This window comes from Mycobacterium gordonae (assembly GCF_017086405.1).
In the GTDB taxonomy this organism is placed as follows: Bacteria; Actinomycetota; Actinomycetes; order Mycobacteriales; family Mycobacteriaceae; genus Mycobacterium; species Mycobacterium gordonae_D.
The window spans coordinates 5225870-5240796 of sequence record NZ_CP070973.1 but is presented as its reverse complement, the minus strand read 5'-3'; the positions used below and the strand labels follow the sequence as shown (position 1 = coordinate 5240796).

Annotated in this window: 15 protein-coding genes; 12 read left to right on the top strand and 3 right to left on the bottom strand. The window is 66.4% G+C overall.

Annotation, left to right across the window (positions count from 1 at the left end; all coding sequences use genetic code 11):
* Positions 1 to 4 precede the first annotated feature (4 nt).
* From JX552_RS22185 to JX552_RS22175, 3 genes are read left to right on the top strand one after another with little or no spacing between them, the layout of a single operon-like run.
* Positions 5 to 1150, top strand: a complete 1146-nt coding sequence (locus JX552_RS22185) for an alpha/beta hydrolase family protein (RefSeq protein ID WP_205874025.1) — start codon at positions 5 to 7, stop codon at positions 1148 to 1150.
* Complete coding sequence (locus tag JX552_RS22180) at positions 1150 to 1527, top strand: nuclear transport factor 2 family protein (protein WP_205874024.1); 378 nt, start codon at positions 1150 to 1152, stop codon at positions 1525 to 1527. The genes JX552_RS22185 and JX552_RS22180 overlap by 1 nt, the downstream gene beginning before the upstream one ends.
* Entirely contained in the window at positions 1524 to 2561 is a 1038-nt protein-coding gene (locus JX552_RS22175; RefSeq protein WP_205874023.1) for a TIGR03857 family LLM class F420-dependent oxidoreductase, read from the top strand. Before JX552_RS22180 ends, JX552_RS22175 begins: the two co-directional genes overlap by 4 nt.
* A gap of 124 nt (positions 2562 to 2685) precedes the next feature.
* Here JX552_RS22175 and JX552_RS22170 read toward each other — a convergent pair whose 3' ends face one another.
* The gene (locus JX552_RS22170) at positions 2686 to 4182 is read right to left on the bottom strand and encodes an acyl-CoA carboxylase subunit beta (RefSeq protein WP_205874022.1); all 1497 of its coding nucleotides are present in this window, start codon (positions 4180 to 4182) and stop codon (positions 2686 to 2688) included.
* 104 nt (positions 4183 to 4286) lie between these two features.
* On the opposite strand from JX552_RS22170, the gene JX552_RS22165 reads away from it, so the two are divergent.
* From JX552_RS22165 to JX552_RS22145, 5 genes are all read left to right on the top strand, one after another.
* Positions 4287 to 5306 (top strand): LLM class F420-dependent oxidoreductase, encoded by a 1020-nt coding sequence (locus JX552_RS22165; RefSeq protein WP_205874021.1) that lies wholly within the window; start codon positions 4287 to 4289, stop codon positions 5304 to 5306.
* Positions 5307 to 5317: 11 nt separating this feature from the next.
* Complete coding sequence (locus JX552_RS22160; protein WP_205878616.1) at positions 5318 to 6538, top strand: cytochrome P450; 1221 nt, start codon at positions 5318 to 5320, stop codon at positions 6536 to 6538.
* A 12-nt stretch (positions 6539 to 6550) separates the two neighbouring features.
* Positions 6551 to 7387: an SDR family NAD(P)-dependent oxidoreductase gene (locus JX552_RS22155; protein WP_205874020.1), complete on the top strand. Its 837-nt coding sequence runs from the start codon at positions 6551 to 6553 to the stop codon at positions 7385 to 7387.
* Between the two features lie 63 nt (positions 7388 to 7450).
* Positions 7451 to 7891 carry a VOC family protein gene (locus JX552_RS22150; RefSeq protein ID WP_205874019.1) on the top strand — a complete coding sequence of 147 codons (441 nt, stop codon included), beginning with the start codon at positions 7451 to 7453 and terminating at the stop codon, positions 7889 to 7891.
* Complete coding sequence (locus JX552_RS22145) at positions 7888 to 8679, top strand: SDR family NAD(P)-dependent oxidoreductase (RefSeq protein WP_205874018.1); 792 nt, start codon at positions 7888 to 7890, stop codon at positions 8677 to 8679. The genes JX552_RS22150 and JX552_RS22145 overlap by 4 nt, the downstream gene beginning before the upstream one ends.
* A gap of 71 nt (positions 8680 to 8750) precedes the next feature.
* Here the strand turns inward: JX552_RS22145 and JX552_RS22140 are convergent, their stop codons facing one another.
* The gene (locus JX552_RS22140) at positions 8751 to 9905 is read right to left on the bottom strand and encodes a Zn-dependent alcohol dehydrogenase (protein ID WP_205874017.1); all 1155 of its coding nucleotides are present in this window, start codon (positions 9903 to 9905) and stop codon (positions 8751 to 8753) included.
* Positions 9902 to 11137, bottom strand: coding sequence for a cytochrome P450 (locus JX552_RS22135; protein ID WP_205874016.1), 1236 nt, complete (start codon positions 11135 to 11137; stop codon positions 9902 to 9904). Before JX552_RS22135 ends, JX552_RS22140 begins: the two co-directional genes overlap by 4 nt.
* 134 nt (positions 11138 to 11271) lie before the next feature.
* Here JX552_RS22135 and JX552_RS22130 point away from each other — a divergent pair, with 134 nt between their 5' ends.
* From JX552_RS22130 to JX552_RS22115, 4 genes are read left to right on the top strand one after another with little or no spacing between them, the layout of a single operon-like run.
* A complete protein-coding gene (locus JX552_RS22130; protein WP_205874015.1) occupies positions 11272 to 11631 on the top strand; it encodes a Rieske (2Fe-2S) protein in 360 nt (119 codons plus the stop codon).
* Positions 11628 to 12677: an amidohydrolase family protein gene (locus JX552_RS22125; RefSeq protein WP_205874014.1), complete on the top strand. Its 1050-nt coding sequence runs from the start codon at positions 11628 to 11630 to the stop codon at positions 12675 to 12677. Before JX552_RS22130 ends, JX552_RS22125 begins: the two co-directional genes overlap by 4 nt.
* Positions 12674 to 13840 (top strand): amidohydrolase family protein, encoded by a 1167-nt coding sequence (locus JX552_RS22120; protein ID WP_241010679.1) that lies wholly within the window; start codon positions 12674 to 12676, stop codon positions 13838 to 13840. The genes JX552_RS22125 and JX552_RS22120 overlap by 4 nt, the downstream gene beginning before the upstream one ends.
* Before the next feature lie 27 nt (positions 13841 to 13867).
* Positions 13868 to 14845 carry an alpha/beta hydrolase gene (locus tag JX552_RS22115; RefSeq protein ID WP_205874013.1) on the top strand — a complete coding sequence of 326 codons (978 nt, stop codon included), beginning with the start codon at positions 13868 to 13870 and terminating at the stop codon, positions 14843 to 14845.
* Positions 14846 to 14927 lie beyond the last annotated feature (82 nt).

Genomic DNA, 14927 nt, shown 5'->3' with positions numbered 1-14927 from the left:
GGTCATGTCGTGGGCAGCGCGGGGGCTGGGTATCACCCGAGAGCTGGGCATGGTGCTGCCACGGACGGTGGCCGGCTTCAACGAGTCGACCCGAACAGTCCCCGAGTCTCCGCGCGGTGTCCGCCAGTTCGGTGAAGTCTTTCTCGATGAGCTTGTGCTGACTGGTTTTTCAGTGCTCGGGGGCGGCGTGCCGCGAAGCGTCCGCTCGCTGGAGGCCTGTGCCGCGGCCGCCGAGGAGCTGTCGGTGCTGGGCATCGATGGCGCACATGCCGCGCCGGCGCCGCTGCGGGTGCGCGCCATTAAGCGTCGGCGCATCGCCGGGCTGTCCTATGAGCGGATGTCGTTCGAGCACGATCCCGCACTGCCGCGCGTCCTGGTCAACGAAGGATTCGGCGGCCCGGCCCGCGCGGCGGTGCACCTGTGCCGGCATCGCTCACCCGGTCCGGATGGTCGGCGGCCCTGGTTGATCTGGATTCACGGCGCCGGTCAGGGCGGGGCCGAAGACATGCTGATGTCCCGCATCGACCGGATTTACCGGGGGCTGGGGTATAACGTCGCGATGCCGATTCAGCCCGGCCACGGGAGTCGCCGGGGCCACTGGCCGAGCTATCCGGACATGGATCCACTGGGCAACGTCGCCGGCATGATGCGCTCGGTGTCGGAGATCCGCGCGGTAGTCCGCTGGGTGAGGCGGCAAGCCAGCGCCGTTGTGGTGGCAGGTGTTTCGATGGGCAGCCCGGTGGCCGCATTGGTGTCACACCTCGAGCGCGACGTTGATGCGGTGGCGCTGTACACGCCGATCCTGGGACTCAACACGATGATCGCGCGGCACCTCGGACGCGCCGGCTCGTCACACCGCGAGTACCGGCGGCTTCTGCAGTCCGAAGTGGTCGCTGCGCTCACCACCGTGATCGATCCGCTGATGGCCGACCCCGCACCCCCGCCGCCGCGGCGGCTGATCGTCGCCGCGCGGCACGACAGGATGGCGATGCTGGAACCGGCGCTGGTGTTGCAGGAGAAGTGGGGCGGGCAGCTGCACTGGTACGGCGGCGGCCATGTTAGCCATGTGTTCTCCCGCCGCGTGCAGATGATCTCCGAGCGGTTCCTACGCGAGGTCAGAGACGACTTGTCGACGCGGACGGCCGATTGATGGGCGTGGTGCGTACCGCACGCGAGGTGGTGGAGCTCTACAACCTGGTGGTGTGGAACAAACGCGATCTGCAGCTCGCCGACGAGTTGTTCGCTGACAACGTCATTCGACATGGTGTCGGCGCGGCTCATACGTTGACCCACGATCAGGCGGTGCAACGTGTCGCCGACATGTGGCAGGTGTGTGAATCGCTGCGCTTCGACCTGAATATCGTCATTGCGGGCGATGACGGCGAGCACGTCGCCATCGTCTACGACTCGACCATCCTGGCCGATGGCGCCGAAACCAGTGTCGCCAGCATCGAGGTGTTCCGCGTGGTGCACGGCCGGATCACCGAGGTCTGGAATTGCGGATACCAACAAGGGGTTTGGAAGTGACGGAACGGGTGCTCGACGAACTGGGCTACTACCTGCTGGCGGGGGCGGGCGGTGAGGGGCCGGCTACGCTGATGGTCGAGGCGCGTCGCGGTGAGGAACTCGGTTTCGGCACGGCGTTTATCTCGGAACGCTGGAACGTCAAGGAGGCGTCGTCACTGGTGGGAGCGGCCTGCGCCGTCACCACCCGCATGCAGATCGCCACTGCGGCAACCAATCACAACACCCGTCATCCGCTGATCACCGGATCGTGGGCGACCACGATGCACCGGCTCTCCGGTGGCCGGTTCACGTTGGGCATCGGTCGGGGCATCGCCGCAATCTATGGTGCGTTCGGGATCCCGGCCGTGACGACCGCGCAGATGGAGGACTGGGCCCAAGTGATGCGCCGGTTGTGGCACGGCGAAGTGATCTTCAATCACGACGGGCCGATGGGGAAGTACCCCATCCTGTTTCTGGACCGGGACTTCGACGAAGACATCCGACTGGCGCTGGTGGCCTTCGGTCCCAAGACGCTGGCGCTGGGCGGGCGCGCATTCGACGACGTCATCCTGCACACCTACTTCACGCCGGAAACGTTGCAGCGCTGCGTGGCAACGGTGAAGACGGCGGCGGAAAAGGCGGGCCGCGACCCGGACAGTGTGCGGGTGTGGTCGTGCTTCGCGACCGTGGGTGACCACCTGCCCGAGCCGTTGCGCTTGAAAAAGACGGTCGCCCGGCTGGCCACCTACCTGCAGGGCTACGGCGACCTGATGGTGCAGACGAACAACTGGGACCCCGGGGTACTGCGACGGTTTCGGACGGACTCGGTGGTCACGTCCATCGCCGGGGGAATCGATCACAAAGCCACGCCGGACCAGATCGAGCACATCGCGACGCTGATCCCCGAGGAATGGCTGGAGCCGTCGGCGACGGGTTCGGCCCAACAGTGCGTCCAGCGGATACGCCGCGAGTTCGACTACGGGGCCGATGCGGTGATCTTGCACGGCGCCACACCCGACGAGCTCGAGCCGGTGGTCGCGGCTTACCGCGGCTAGTCGCCCCCTCGGGGCGGCGCGAGCGTGCACAAAATGCCGGGCCCGCCGGCGTGTCGCTGTACTTAGGTGCACGTTCGCGGCAGGCGGCAGGCGGCAGGCGGCAGGCGGCAGGCGGCAGGCGGCGCTAGGGGAGGATGACGGTGCGGGTCACCGGCTCCGCGGTCACCTGTCGGGCGGACAGTGCGCGCTGCAGCGAAGCCAGCAACGCATCCCGCGTCTCCCGCGGGTCGATGAGTTCGTCGAAGCCGAAGCCTTCGGCCGAGCGGAAGGACGCCTGCAACTCGGCGTCACGCAGCTTGGCCGTCAGGTCGTCGTCGGCATGCGAGGAGCGGCTGAGCGCGGCCGCGCTCATGGCGCCCATTGTGGCGCCCGGATAGGCGAAGGTGGCCGACTGATGGTCGAAGCCGAGCAACGACATCACCATGGAGCCGAAGCCGTAGGCCTTGCGCAGCGTCAGATGCAGCTTGATGGTGGTCGCTGCCGTCTGCGCGGCGAACATCCTCCCGCCGCTTCGTAATACGCCGCTGCGCTCGGAGCGGCTGCCGGGCAGCATCCCCGGGTTGTCGGCCAGAAACAGGATGGGCAGGTGGAAGGAGTCGGCGACCAGGATGAAGTGCGCGGCCTTGTCGGCGGCGTCGGCGTCGATCGACCCGGCCAGTACCTGCGGCTGGTTGGCGACGACGGCGATGGGGTGCCCGCCCAGGTGCGCCAGGGCGCAGATGATCGCCTTGCCGAACGACGGTTGAACTTCGAACCAGTCGGGGTGATCGAATACCACGTCGAGCACCGCGCGCATGTCGTACACGCGACGATTGTCGCGGGAGACAATGTTCAGCAACTCCGGCGTCGGCCGCGGTGCTGCCGCGTCGTCGGCGGGCAGACTGGCCGGGTATGACCAGGCGCTCGACGGGAAATACGACAGGTAGCGGCGGATCTCGTCGAGCACGGTTTCGTCGTCATCAGCGACGTTGTGGATCACCCCGCTCGGCAACGCGATGTCCGGGCCGCCCAGATTCTCCTTCGAAATATCTTCTCCGGTCGACTCTTTCACCACCGGCGGTCCAGCCGTGAAGATGGTGCCGTGCCGGCTCATGATGCGGAAGTCGCAGACCGGGGCAACCAGGGCGCCGTGTCCGGCCGAGGGCCCCAATACTGCGGCGACCGTCGGCACCCGACCTGAGCATTGCGTCTGGGCCAGCAGGTCAGTAGGCGTGCGCCCGTAGTGCCCACCGGTGGGCCGAAAACCCGCGCCGTCGAGCAGCATCACCAGCGGAACCCGATCACGCACAGCCAGTTCGGCGATCCGGTAACGCTTGGAATTGCCGCCCGGCCCGATGCTTCCGGCCAGCGTCGTGAAATCCTCGGCGCCCACCAGCACCGGCTTTCCTCGCACCAGACCCGAACCGGTGATAATCGCGTCCGCGGCGACGTCACCGCCGACGAGGGTGCCGATCTCCCGGAATGTGCCCGGGTCGAGCAGTCGCCCGATACGGGCCCGTGCGTCCAGTTTGCCTTTGCCGCGGTGCTTCTCGAGGCGCTCCGGCCCGCCCATGCCGCGCGAGTGCCGACGGCGACGGTCAAGATCGTCGAGGGTCTCCTGCCAGTCCTGGGAGTTGGCCATGCGTGGTCCTCACTCGCTGCCGGGCGGTCGGTGGCTGCTGAAGTGCTCACTGTAGCGCCGCGTTGACGTTGACCCTACCGAATCGCTTACTGTAGCTTTCCCCTATGGTGAGCGGGGGCCTCAAGATCGACGGTGGCATACCCAACCGGCTGGATCAGGTGGTCGAGGCGGCCGTCGAACTGGAACAGTCCGATTGCGACGGCGGGTGGACCGCCGAGACCAGCCACGATCCGTTCCTGCCGCTGCTGCTGGCCGCCGAACACACCACCCGCATCGAGCTAGGCACCAACATCGCGGTGGCCTTCGCCCGCAACCCGATGATCGTCGCCAACCTGGGCTGGGACCTGCAGGCATACTCCCAGGGCCGGTTCATCCTCGGCCTGGGCACCCAGATCCAGGCCCACATCGAGAAGCGGTTCAGCATGCCGTGGAGCCATCCGGCACGAAGGATGCGCGAGTTCGTGACCGCCCTGCAGGCGATCTGGTCGGCCTGGCGAGACGGCACCAAGCTGCGGTTCGAGGGTGAGTTCTACACCCACAAGATCATGACCCCCATGTTCACTCCGGAGCCCCATCCCTACCCACCGCCGAAGATCTTTCTGGCCGCAGTCGGTGAGGCGATGACCGAGATGTGCGGGGAGGTCGCCGACGGGCATCTCGGCCACCCGATGGTGTCGAAGCGCTACCTCACCGAAGTGACCATGCCGATCCTGCTGCGCGGCATCGCGCGTTCCGGCCGCGCCCGCGGCGACTTCGAGGTGTCGGCCGAGGTGATGGTCGCCACCGGCAGCACGGAAAACGAATTGGCCACCGCCGTGGCGGCCACTCGAAAGCAGATCGCGTTCTACGGGTCCACCCCTGCGTACCGCAAGGTGCTCGAACTGCACGGCTGGGGCGATCTGCACGAGGAACTGCACCGCCTTTCCAAGGAGGGTGAGTGGAACACCATGGGCTCGCTTATCGATGACGAGATCCTGGGTACCTTCGCGGTGGTCGGCCCGGTCGAGCACGTCGGCGCCGCCCTGCGTGCCCGGTGTGACGGGGTCACCGACCGGGTGCTGCCGATTTTCTATGCCGCCTCACCGGACTGTGTTCGGCTGGCGTTGAAGGACTTTCGCCGGTGAGCGCGCCGACGATGGATGAGGCCGCCAGACTGCTGGCAGACCCGCAGGCCTACACCGACGAGCAACGGCTACACGCCGGTCTCACCCACCTGCGCGCCAATGCGCCGGTGTGCCGGGTGGACGTGCCCGGCTACCGGCCGTTCTGGGCGATCACCAAGTACGCCGACGTCATGGACATCGAGCGCAACAACGCGGTGTTCACCAACTGGCCCCGGCCGGTGCTGGCGACCATCGAGGGCGACGAGCTGCAGGCCGCCTCCGGCGTGCGCACCCTGATCCACCTCGACGATCCGCAACACCGGGTGGTGCGAGCCATCGGTTCGGACTGGTTCCGCCCGAAAGCCATGCGCGCGCTCAAGATTCGCGTCGATGAGCTGGCCAGGATCTACGTCGACAAGATGATGGCGGTCGGCCCGGAATGCGACTTCGTCCAAGAGGTCGCGGTGAATTTCCCGCTCTACGTGATCATGTCGCTGCTCGGCATACCGGAGGCGGACTTCCCCCGGATGCTCAAGCTGACCCAGGAACTGTTCGGCAGCGACGACAGCGAGTACAAGCGCGGCACCACGACCGAAGACCAGTTGCCGGCCCTGCTGGATATGTTCAGCTACTTCAACGGCGTCACAGCCGCGCGCCGCGAGAACCCGACGGACGATCTGTCGTCCGCGATCGCCAATGCCCGCATCGACGGCGAACCACTGTCGGATATCGAAACCGTCTCGTACTACCTGATCGTCGCCACCGCCGGACACGACACCACCAGTGCCACGATTTCCGGCGGCCTGCACGCGCTGGTGGAAAACCCGGATCAGCTGCGGCGTCTGCGGGACAGTCTCGACCTGATGCCGCGCGCCACCGAGGAGATGATCCGCTGGGTCACTCCCGTCCGGCATTTCATGCGCACCGCCGCCCGCGACACCGTGGTGCGCGGCGTACCTGTCGCAGCCGGCGAATCGGTGTTGCTTTCGTATGTGTCGGCCAATCGCGACGAGGACGTGTTCGACGACTCGTTCCGCTTCGACGTCGGGCGTGAGCCCAACAAACATCTCGCCTTCGGATATGGTGTGCACTTCTGCATGGGAGCGGCGCTGGCCCGGATGGAAGTCGGCAGCTTCTTCAGCGAGTTGTTGCCTCGACTGGAGTCCATCGAGTTGGCCGGTGATCCGCAACTCGTCGCCGCGACGTTCGTGGGGGGTCTCAAGCATCTGCCCGTTCGGTACTCACTGTCATAGGATGCCTCCGATATGACGCGCAGGACGATTGTCATCACGGGTGCCAGTGACGGCATCGGCGCTGCGGCCGCTCGGCAGTTGAGCCGGAGCGGCCAGAACAACGTTGTCGTGGTGGGACGCTCACAGAGCAAGACGACCGCGGTGGCGCAGGAACTGGGCGCGGATTATTTCGTCGCCGACTTCGCCGACCTGTCGCAGGTGCGTGCGCTGGCGGACAAGATCCGCTGTGAGTACGCACGCATCGACGTACTGGCCAACAACGCCGGCGGCATGTGCCGCGAGCTCGAGATGACGTCGGACGGCCTGGAGAAGACGTACCAGGTCAACTACCTGGCGCCGTTCCTGCTCACCACGCAGCTGCTGGACATGCTCGTGGACTCCCGCGCGACCGTCGTCAACACCACCAGCTCCTCGCAGCGGCTACTGCCGAAAGTCACGATCACCGACCTGGAGCGCACCGCCGCGCGCCGCCCCGGCATCGCGTACGCGCTTACCAAACTGGCAATCGTTTTGTTCACCAAGGAATTACACCGCCGCTACCATGACAGCGGCGTGTCGGCGGCGACCTTTCATCCCGGTTACGTCAACTCCAACTTCGGCGACGCCTCTGGCTCGCGGTTCCTGCGGTTCATGAAGAACTATGTTCCGGTGACGGCGCGATTCACCGCCACCGTGGACCAGGGGGCCGAACAGCTGGTCTGGCTGGCCTCAAGCGCTCCCGGTGTCGACTGGCAGCCAGGGGAGTACTACTCCAAGCACAAGGTCGCCAAGGCCAACCGCGCGGCGTACAACCCCGTCCTGGCCGGCGAACTGTGGGATCGCACGCTGGCCGCGCTGTCCCGGACTTAGGGTCGCTGTCCGGGTGTCGCCGCGGGGGCGGTAATACTGGTTGCGCTACCGGAAGGGGAATTCGTGCTGGGTGTTCATCACGCCGCGATCTGTACCGCCGACGTGGGGCGTTCGCTGCGCTTCTGGCGGGACGGGCTGGGGCTGACCGAGTTGTTCGACCACACCTTCACCGGCGACTGGCCAGAGTTGTTCGGGGCCAAGACGGATCAGTTGAGATCGATCTTCCTGGGGGACCCCCAGGCGCCCGACGGCGGCATCGTCGAGTTGGTGGAGTTGTCCGGTGCCGATGAGGCGTCGCATGAGTACTCGGGGCCCCGGCACGGGTTCTTCCTGCTCTCCCTGCAGCGCGAGGTGGCGCCCACCCTGTCCACGTTGGCCGACCTGGGATTCACCGACGGCGTTCGGCAGATCACCATGCCCGCCCCGGCGGGCAAGACCGTTCCCATGGCGGTGATCAACGCGCCGGACGGCGTGCTGGTCGAGTTGATCGGACCCGCCGCATGAGTGCCTCCGGCGCATCGGTGGCCCTGGTGACCGGCGGCGGGTCAGGCATCGGCCGGGAAGCCGCCGCGATGCTGCGCGATGCCGGCCACGACGTCGTGGTCTGGGACGTCACCGGCGGCGACATCGATTGCGACATCAGCGATCTCGATGCGGTAACGGCGGCGATGGAGCAGACCGTCCGCCAGCACGGGGTACCGACCCGGGTGGTGGCCTCGGCAGGGATCGGCTCGTCCGGGCTGCTGCTGGCCATCGATCCGGCCGAATGGCAACGGGTACTTTCGGTGAATCTGACGGGCACCTTCTACACCATCCGGGCGGCCGCGCAGGCCATGGTCGACGCCGAAGTCCAGGGCTCGATCGTGGTCGTCTCCAGCATCAGCGGCACCGTCGCGGACCGGGACATGGGGGCCTACTGCGTATCGAAGGCCGGCCTGGACATGCTGGTAAAGGTCGCGGCGGTGGAGTGGGGTGTGCACGGCATCCGCGTCAACGCCGTCGGGCCCGGCGTCACCCGCACCCCGATGCTGCCCGACGCCGAAAAGTGGCCCGCCTGGGTCGAGGGCATGTCCAAGCGGACCGCGCTGCGCCGGCTAGGGGAGCCCGGTGACGTGGCGCAGGCCATCGTGGGCGTTCTCGAAATGTCATGGGTGACAGGGCAAGTGCTGCACGCCGACGGTGGACTGTCGCTGCACAGCCCGATCGACGCCTACGGTCAGGTCGAGAAGCTGATGCGGCTCAAGAAGCTGCAAGAGCTGCATAAGGCAAAACAGCAGGGAAACGAAGCGTAACGCCGTCCGCGACTCTGACGACACCTGCGTGTCGCGTAGCGACATCGACACTCGGCGGCAACGGACGCCGACTAGAGCCCGTAATCGATGACGCCCCGGACAATTTCGCCGTTCAGCAGGTCCGCGTAGGCCTGGTTGATGTCGTCCAGCCGGTAGCGCCTGGTGATCATCTCATCGAGTTGCAGCTGCCCGGTCTGGTAAAGCCGGGCCAACCTGGCGATGTCGGCCTTGCCGTTGCACGAGCCGAAGATGGTGCCTGCCAACGTCTTGTTCATCAGGATGAAGTCCTGCAGGTTGATGTTGACCGAATGCGTCAATTGCGATGTCATGCCGGTGAGCACACAGGTGCCGCCCTTTCGGGTCAGGGCTACTGCGTCTCGCACGTCATCGGGCGTGATCAGCGACGGCGATACCACCACCGAGTCGGCCATCACCCCGTGGGTGAGGCCGCGCACCAGGTCGGCGGCCTCAGTCACCGATGCGACGCTGTGCGTCGCGCCGAACTGCAAGGCGGACTTCTGTTTGAACTCGACCGGATCGACAGCGATGATCTGCGCGGCGCCGTTGATGCGGGCACCCTGGATCGCGCCGGTGCCGATGCCGCCGGCCCCGATGACGACGACGGTGTCGCCGCCGCGCACCCCAGCCCGGTTGGCGGCCGAGCCGTAGCCCGTCGGAATCGCGCACGACAGCAGTGCGCTGGGCACCAGCGGCAGGTCACGCTCGATCTTGATCAACGAGTTCACCGACACCACAGTGTGTTTGGCGAACGCACCGACCTTCGCCAGGTGGCCGAGGGGTTTGCCGTCGGCGGTGTGATGACGGAAGGTGCCGTCGGTCGGCATGCCCGGGATCATGGTGCCGATGCCGGTGTCGCACAGATACTCCATGCCGGTGGCGCACCAGCGGCACTGGCCGCAGACAGCGACGAACGACATCACCACGTGGTCGCCCACCTCGAAATCGGTGACGCCGGGCCCGACTTCACGCACGATGCCCGAGCCCTCGTGGCCGCCGATCATCGGGAACATGGTCGGCAACCCCATGGCCTTCATCACCTCGTTGGGCGCCGACATGTCGCCCTTGAGGATGTGATCGTCGGAGTGGCACAGCCCCGCCGCGGCCATTTCGACCAGCGCCTCGCCGGCCCGCGGTGGGTCGAGTTCGAAGTCTTCGACCGACCACGGGCCGCCGATGCCATGCAGGATCGCCGCGCGGCTTTTCATGCTCGACTGTTCATGGGGCTAAAGGAGACGGGAAGCTTGTTGGGAGAGCGGAAGACGAGTCCGACGATCTTGGACTCGACGCCGGTGCCGTCGTCGGGGACGAACCGCAACTCGTCGACTCTGTCGAACAGGCTGTTGAGCATCACCCGCGTCTCCAGGCGGGCCAGGTGCATGCCCAGGCACATGTGGATGCCGCCGGCGAAGGCGATGTGTGCCTGGCGCGGGCGGCTGAGGTCGAAGATATTCGGTTCGGTCCAACGGGTTTCGTCGCGGTTAGCTGAGCCCATACACATGTCGATCTGCGCACCGGCCGGAATCGTCTTGCCGCCCAGCTCGATTTCGCGGGTGGTGGTCCTCATGACCATCGTCAGCGGGGTTTCATAACGCAGGCCTTCTTCCATCGCCACCGGTATCAGCGACCGGTCCCGGTATACCATCTCCAACTGCTCGGGATTGGTCAGCAGCGCGTACAGCAGATTTCCCGACGAACGATAAGTGGTTTCCAGCCCGGCCGGCAACAGCAGCCGCAAGAACGCGATGATGGCCTCGTCGGTCAGCTTCTCGCCATCGATCTCGGCGGCCACCAGGTCGCCGATGATGTCGTCGGTGAGCTTGCGCCGACGCTGTTCCACCTGATTCAGGAAGTAGCCGTGCAACTCACCGGCCGCGGTCAGCCCAGCCATGATGTCGCTGGAGATCGAGATCAGGTCCATCGACAGCCGGCGGAACATGTCGAGGTCTTCCCTTGGCAGTCCGAGCAATTCGGAGATTATGCGGGTGGGGAACTCGAAGGTCAGCGCCTTCACCAGGTCGGCGTGGCCATCCTGTTTGATCTCGTCGATCAGCTGGTCACACACCGGCCCGATGACCGAGGGCTCCCAGCGCTCCAGGGCAGTGGCACGGAACGCCTTAGCCACCAGGCTGCGATGGTCATGGTGCTCCTTGCCGCCCATCGCCAGGATGGTGTGGCCCATCACCAATCCGATGGTCTCGTCATATTTGGCCGAGGTGAACGTCGCGTCGTCGCGGAAGCCCCGGAATACGTCGTCGTAGCCGAACAACACCCACTCGTCGCTGGGCCGCAGTTCCTCCGGCACCTGCTCAGTGTCCATCAGTCCGCCGTGCCACACCGGGTCGGTCTGGCGCATGTGCTCGAAGAACGGGTAGGGACTGTTCTCACCGGTGAAGTCGAGCGCGACCGGCGCGCCCTCTTGGTTGGTGCTGAGCGTCATCAGTGCTCCTCCCTGAGCAACCGAGTTTGCCCGTGCACGTGGCCGGACAGTGGAATGTCGCTATCATAGTATAAATAGCAACCTAGACAATGGTGGAGTCACAACGTCGGGTCGGAAGGCGGTGACATTCGGGGATGCCGCAACGCCGGTTGGTGTGCACCGTAGACGAACTGCCGCCCGGTGCGATGAAGCTGGTCGACATCGGCAGGTTCGGGGTAGGCGTCTACAACGTGCGCGGGGCGCTGTACGCGATCCTGAATTACTGCTCGCACGAGGGCGCGCCGTTGTGTCTGGGCCTGGTCGGTGGCACCAACGAGCCCGCACCCGATGAACCCGACGGGGTACGCCGCGTGCGCGACGGTCAGATCGTGCGATGCCCCTGGCACAACTGGGAATTCGACATCACCACCGGACGCAACGTGGCCGATCCGTCCCGGCGCGTCCGCACTTACCAGGTCGATGTTTCTGACGGACAGGTGTATGTGAACGCATGATCATCGACACGAACGTGCAACCGTATTTCCGTTACAACGCCGAGATCCGGCGATACCTCCCCGCCGCCCACAAGCTGCGCTCGATCCCCGACGTCGAAAAGCAGTGGTACCAGGCGCCCGGCGGCGACTACCGGGCCGATCTCTACGGTGGGGGATACCCGGGGTCGGATCCCGAGATCGTCAGCCGGCACCTTTTCGACGAGGGGGGCGCCAGCTACGCCATCCTCAACCCGCTGACCCGTGGCAACATCGCCGACTACCTGCTGAACAGCCGTATCTGCGCCGCGGTCAACGACTGGCTGCTGGACCGGTGGCTCGAGCCGGACAAGGCGAACCGGTTCCGGGGCACCATCCGGGTCAACCCGGAAGACCCGAGAGGCGCGGTCGCCGAGATCGAGCGCCTGGCCGGCCATCCCAAGCTGCTGCAGGTCGGGGTTCCGATGCAGTCGCGTGAGCCCTTCGGCAAGCCGATGTTCGAACCCATCTGGGAGGCCGCGGCCGCTCACGGCCTGCCGGTGGCGGTGCATATCAACGGCGGCAACGGCGTGGACTATCCGCCTACTTTCGCCGGGCATGCGCACACCTATCCGGGCTATGCGGCCTTCATGCCGTTGAACTACTTCGTGCACCTGGCCACGTTGATCGTCGAGGGTGTGTTCGGACGCCATCCCGGGTTGAAGTTCGTGTTCGCCGACGGCGGCTACGACATCCTCACCCCGCTGATGTGGCGGCTGGACACCTTCTGGCTGTCGATGCGAGACCAGACGCCGTGGGTGGACCGCTATCCGAGTGAATACCTGCCGGGCCATGTCCGGTTCTGCTCCTCGGCGTTCGACGGGCCGGCCGAGACCACGCATGCGGGCCGGTGGATCGACTACTCCGACAAGGCCGACCTCGTGATGTACGGGTCGAGCTACCCGCACTGGTCCACCACGCAAGCGGGGGCGGTGACCGACGGGCTGGCTGCCGAACAGCGGGAAAAAGTGTTGTGGCGCAACGCCGGTGAGCTGTACGGATTGACGGTGAATGAAGGAAGCACGTTGTGACGATCGTGGAACGCTCCGAGCCGGACGCAGCGCAGCAGGTGGCGGTCACCGTCGTCGACACCGATGTGCACCCGCTGCCCGTCTCGACCGACGTCCTGAAGTCCTACGCCCCCGCCGACTGGGTGGACAAGATCTGGCCGACCCGCAACGCGGTGACACCGGTGCCGCATTTCTACGACACCCCGGACTCGTACAAGACGATGTCGATGCGGTTGGACGCCGCCCCGCCGGGCGGCGGATTCGCCGGCAGCGACCCCGACCACGCCGCCAAGCAGTTGCTGCTCGACGCCGGCGTGAGCATCGCGTCCTTGGAGCCGATGTGCGACGCGCAGTTGCCGCAGGCCGAGCACGTGCTGAAGTCGACCTACAACGACTGGCTGGCCGACGTGTGGCTGGACAAGCACAACGGGCACGGCCGCTGGCGCGGGTCGATAAGTGTCAGCGCGCAGACGCCCGAGCAGGCGGCCCGCGAGGTCGAGCGGTGGGCAGGTCATCCGTATATGCATCAGGTGCTGATGACGCCGCAGACGCGTGGAATCCCCTTCGGCAACCCGCATTTCGACCCGCTGTATGCGGCGGCGGCGCGCAACGGCCTGCCCGTGGCCACCCACCTGATGGGTCAGACGCCGTTCGAGCTGATCCCGCTGTACCCGGTGGGCAATCCCGCGCACTGGCATGACTTCTTCGCCTCCTGGCCGCTGCTGTATGTCTCGCATCTGATGAGCCTGGTGTTCGACGGCGCGTTCGACCGCCATCCCGAACTGCGGGTGGTGTTCATCGAGGGTGGCTTCACCTGGGCCATGCCGGTGATGTCCCGGATGGACCGGATCTGGGCGGCGCGCCGCAGCGACCTTCCGCACGTGCGTCGGCGCCCGTCGGATTATGTGCGTGAGCACGTGCGGTTCACCACCCAACCGCTCGAAGACGTCGACACCGTGCAGTTCCGCGAGTACCTCGAGATGATGGACCTCGGCGACAACCTGATGTTCTCCACGGACTACCCGCACTGGAGCTACGACTCCCCGGGGTATGCGATCAACCGGTTCCCACGCGACCAGCGGGAGCGGATCATGCGCGGCAATGCCACCGCGCTCTACGGCCTGCCCGCCACCGTCAAGGCCCTGCCCGGAGAGCGCGTCGACGGCGGTACCGTTCTCGATTAGCCGTACAAGTCCGGAAGATCAGAGGGCATGACACAAACGAATCTCACCCGGCCGCAGGGCCTTGGCCGTATCGATCCCGAGCTCAGAGACGCCGCCACCAAGCTGGAGATGGTCGAGTTCAGCGCCGACACCCTGCCGGGCGAGCGGGAGCGTGCTGATACCGCCGCCGCCGAGCGGGCCGCCGCGGTCGACACCACCGGAGTCACTGTGGAGTCGCGATCGATTCCCGGACCGGACGGCGGCGAATTGAAGCTACGGCTCTACCGAGGTGCCGCCGGCGCCGGCGCGCCGCTGGTGATCTACGCCCATGGCGGCGCCTTCGTCACCGGCAACCTGGACACCGACCATGCGCACTGCGTCGAATTGGCCCGCGACGCCGGCTGCCTGTTGGTGTCGGTCGACTACCGGCTTGCGCCCGAAAACCCGTGCCCGGCCGCACTCGACGATGTCGAAGCGGCGCTGTGGTACGCCATCGAGCACGCGTCCGACCTGGACATCGACGCCGCTCACCTGGCCGTGATGGGCCGCGATGCCGGTGGTGCGCTGGTCGCCGGAGTGGCCCAGCGCGTGTTCGACGCGGAGGGGCCGCGCATCGCCGTGCAGATCCTGCATCAGCCCATGCTCGATTCCGACGCGACGCCCTCGCGCCGGGAGTTCCAGCGCACGCCGGGGCTCACCGGGCCGGCCGTCAGCCGGGGATGGGGGCACTACCTCGGGCACGCCACCGCCACCGGGCAACTGGTGCCCGCGCACCGCGCGAACCTGGAGGGATTGCCGCCGGCGTTCGTCAGCTGCTCGGACGTCGACCCGTGCCGCGACGAGGCCATCGACTACGCGAACCGGCTACTGCACGCTTACGTGCCCGCCAGCCTGCACGTCATCGCCGCAACGTTCCACGGCTTCGACTCCGTGGTGCCGGATTGGATTGTCTCGCAGGAGAACCGGGCATTGCACGCCCAGACGCTGCGGCGCGCGTTCGCCGTCCGACCCACGCGCCGAGCGTGACGACAGGGTGAAATACGGCCCAACTTATCGCCGTGAGTTCACACTCGGCGTCGTCCGGGAGCCTGTAGCGCGGGGCCGCCCG

Bases quoted from the DNA above. Each gene is read 5' to 3' on its own strand.
- JX552_RS22185 (WP_205874025.1), top strand. From the start codon at position 5: ATGTCGTGGGCAGCGCGGGGGCTGGGTATCACCCGAGAGCTGGGCATG.
- JX552_RS22180 (WP_205874024.1), top strand. From the start codon at position 1,150: ATGGGCGTGGTGCGTACCGCACGCGAGGTGGTGGAGCTCTACAACCTG.
- JX552_RS22170 (WP_205874022.1), bottom strand. From the start codon at position 4,182: ATGGCCAACTCCCAGGACTGGCAGGAGACCCTCGACGATCTTGACCGT.
- JX552_RS22165 (WP_205874021.1), top strand. From the start codon at position 4,287: ATGGTGAGCGGGGGCCTCAAGATCGACGGTGGCATACCCAACCGGCTG.
- JX552_RS22160 (WP_205878616.1), top strand. From the start codon at position 5,318: ATGGATGAGGCCGCCAGACTGCTGGCAGACCCGCAGGCCTACACCGAC.
- JX552_RS22155 (WP_205874020.1), top strand. From the start codon at position 6,551: ATGACGCGCAGGACGATTGTCATCACGGGTGCCAGTGACGGCATCGGC.
- JX552_RS22145 (WP_205874018.1), top strand. From the start codon at position 7,888: ATGAGTGCCTCCGGCGCATCGGTGGCCCTGGTGACCGGCGGCGGGTCA.
- JX552_RS22140 (WP_205874017.1), bottom strand. From the start codon at position 9,905: ATGAAAAGCCGCGCGGCGATCCTGCATGGCATCGGCGGCCCGTGGTCG.
- JX552_RS22135 (WP_205874016.1), bottom strand. From the start codon at position 11,137: ATGACGCTCAGCACCAACCAAGAGGGCGCGCCGGTCGCGCTCGACTTC.
- JX552_RS22130 (WP_205874015.1), top strand. From the start codon at position 11,272: ATGCCGCAACGCCGGTTGGTGTGCACCGTAGACGAACTGCCGCCCGGT.
- JX552_RS22125 (WP_205874014.1), top strand. From the start codon at position 11,628: ATGATCATCGACACGAACGTGCAACCGTATTTCCGTTACAACGCCGAG.
- JX552_RS22115 (WP_205874013.1), top strand. From the start codon at position 13,868: ATGACACAAACGAATCTCACCCGGCCGCAGGGCCTTGGCCGTATCGAT.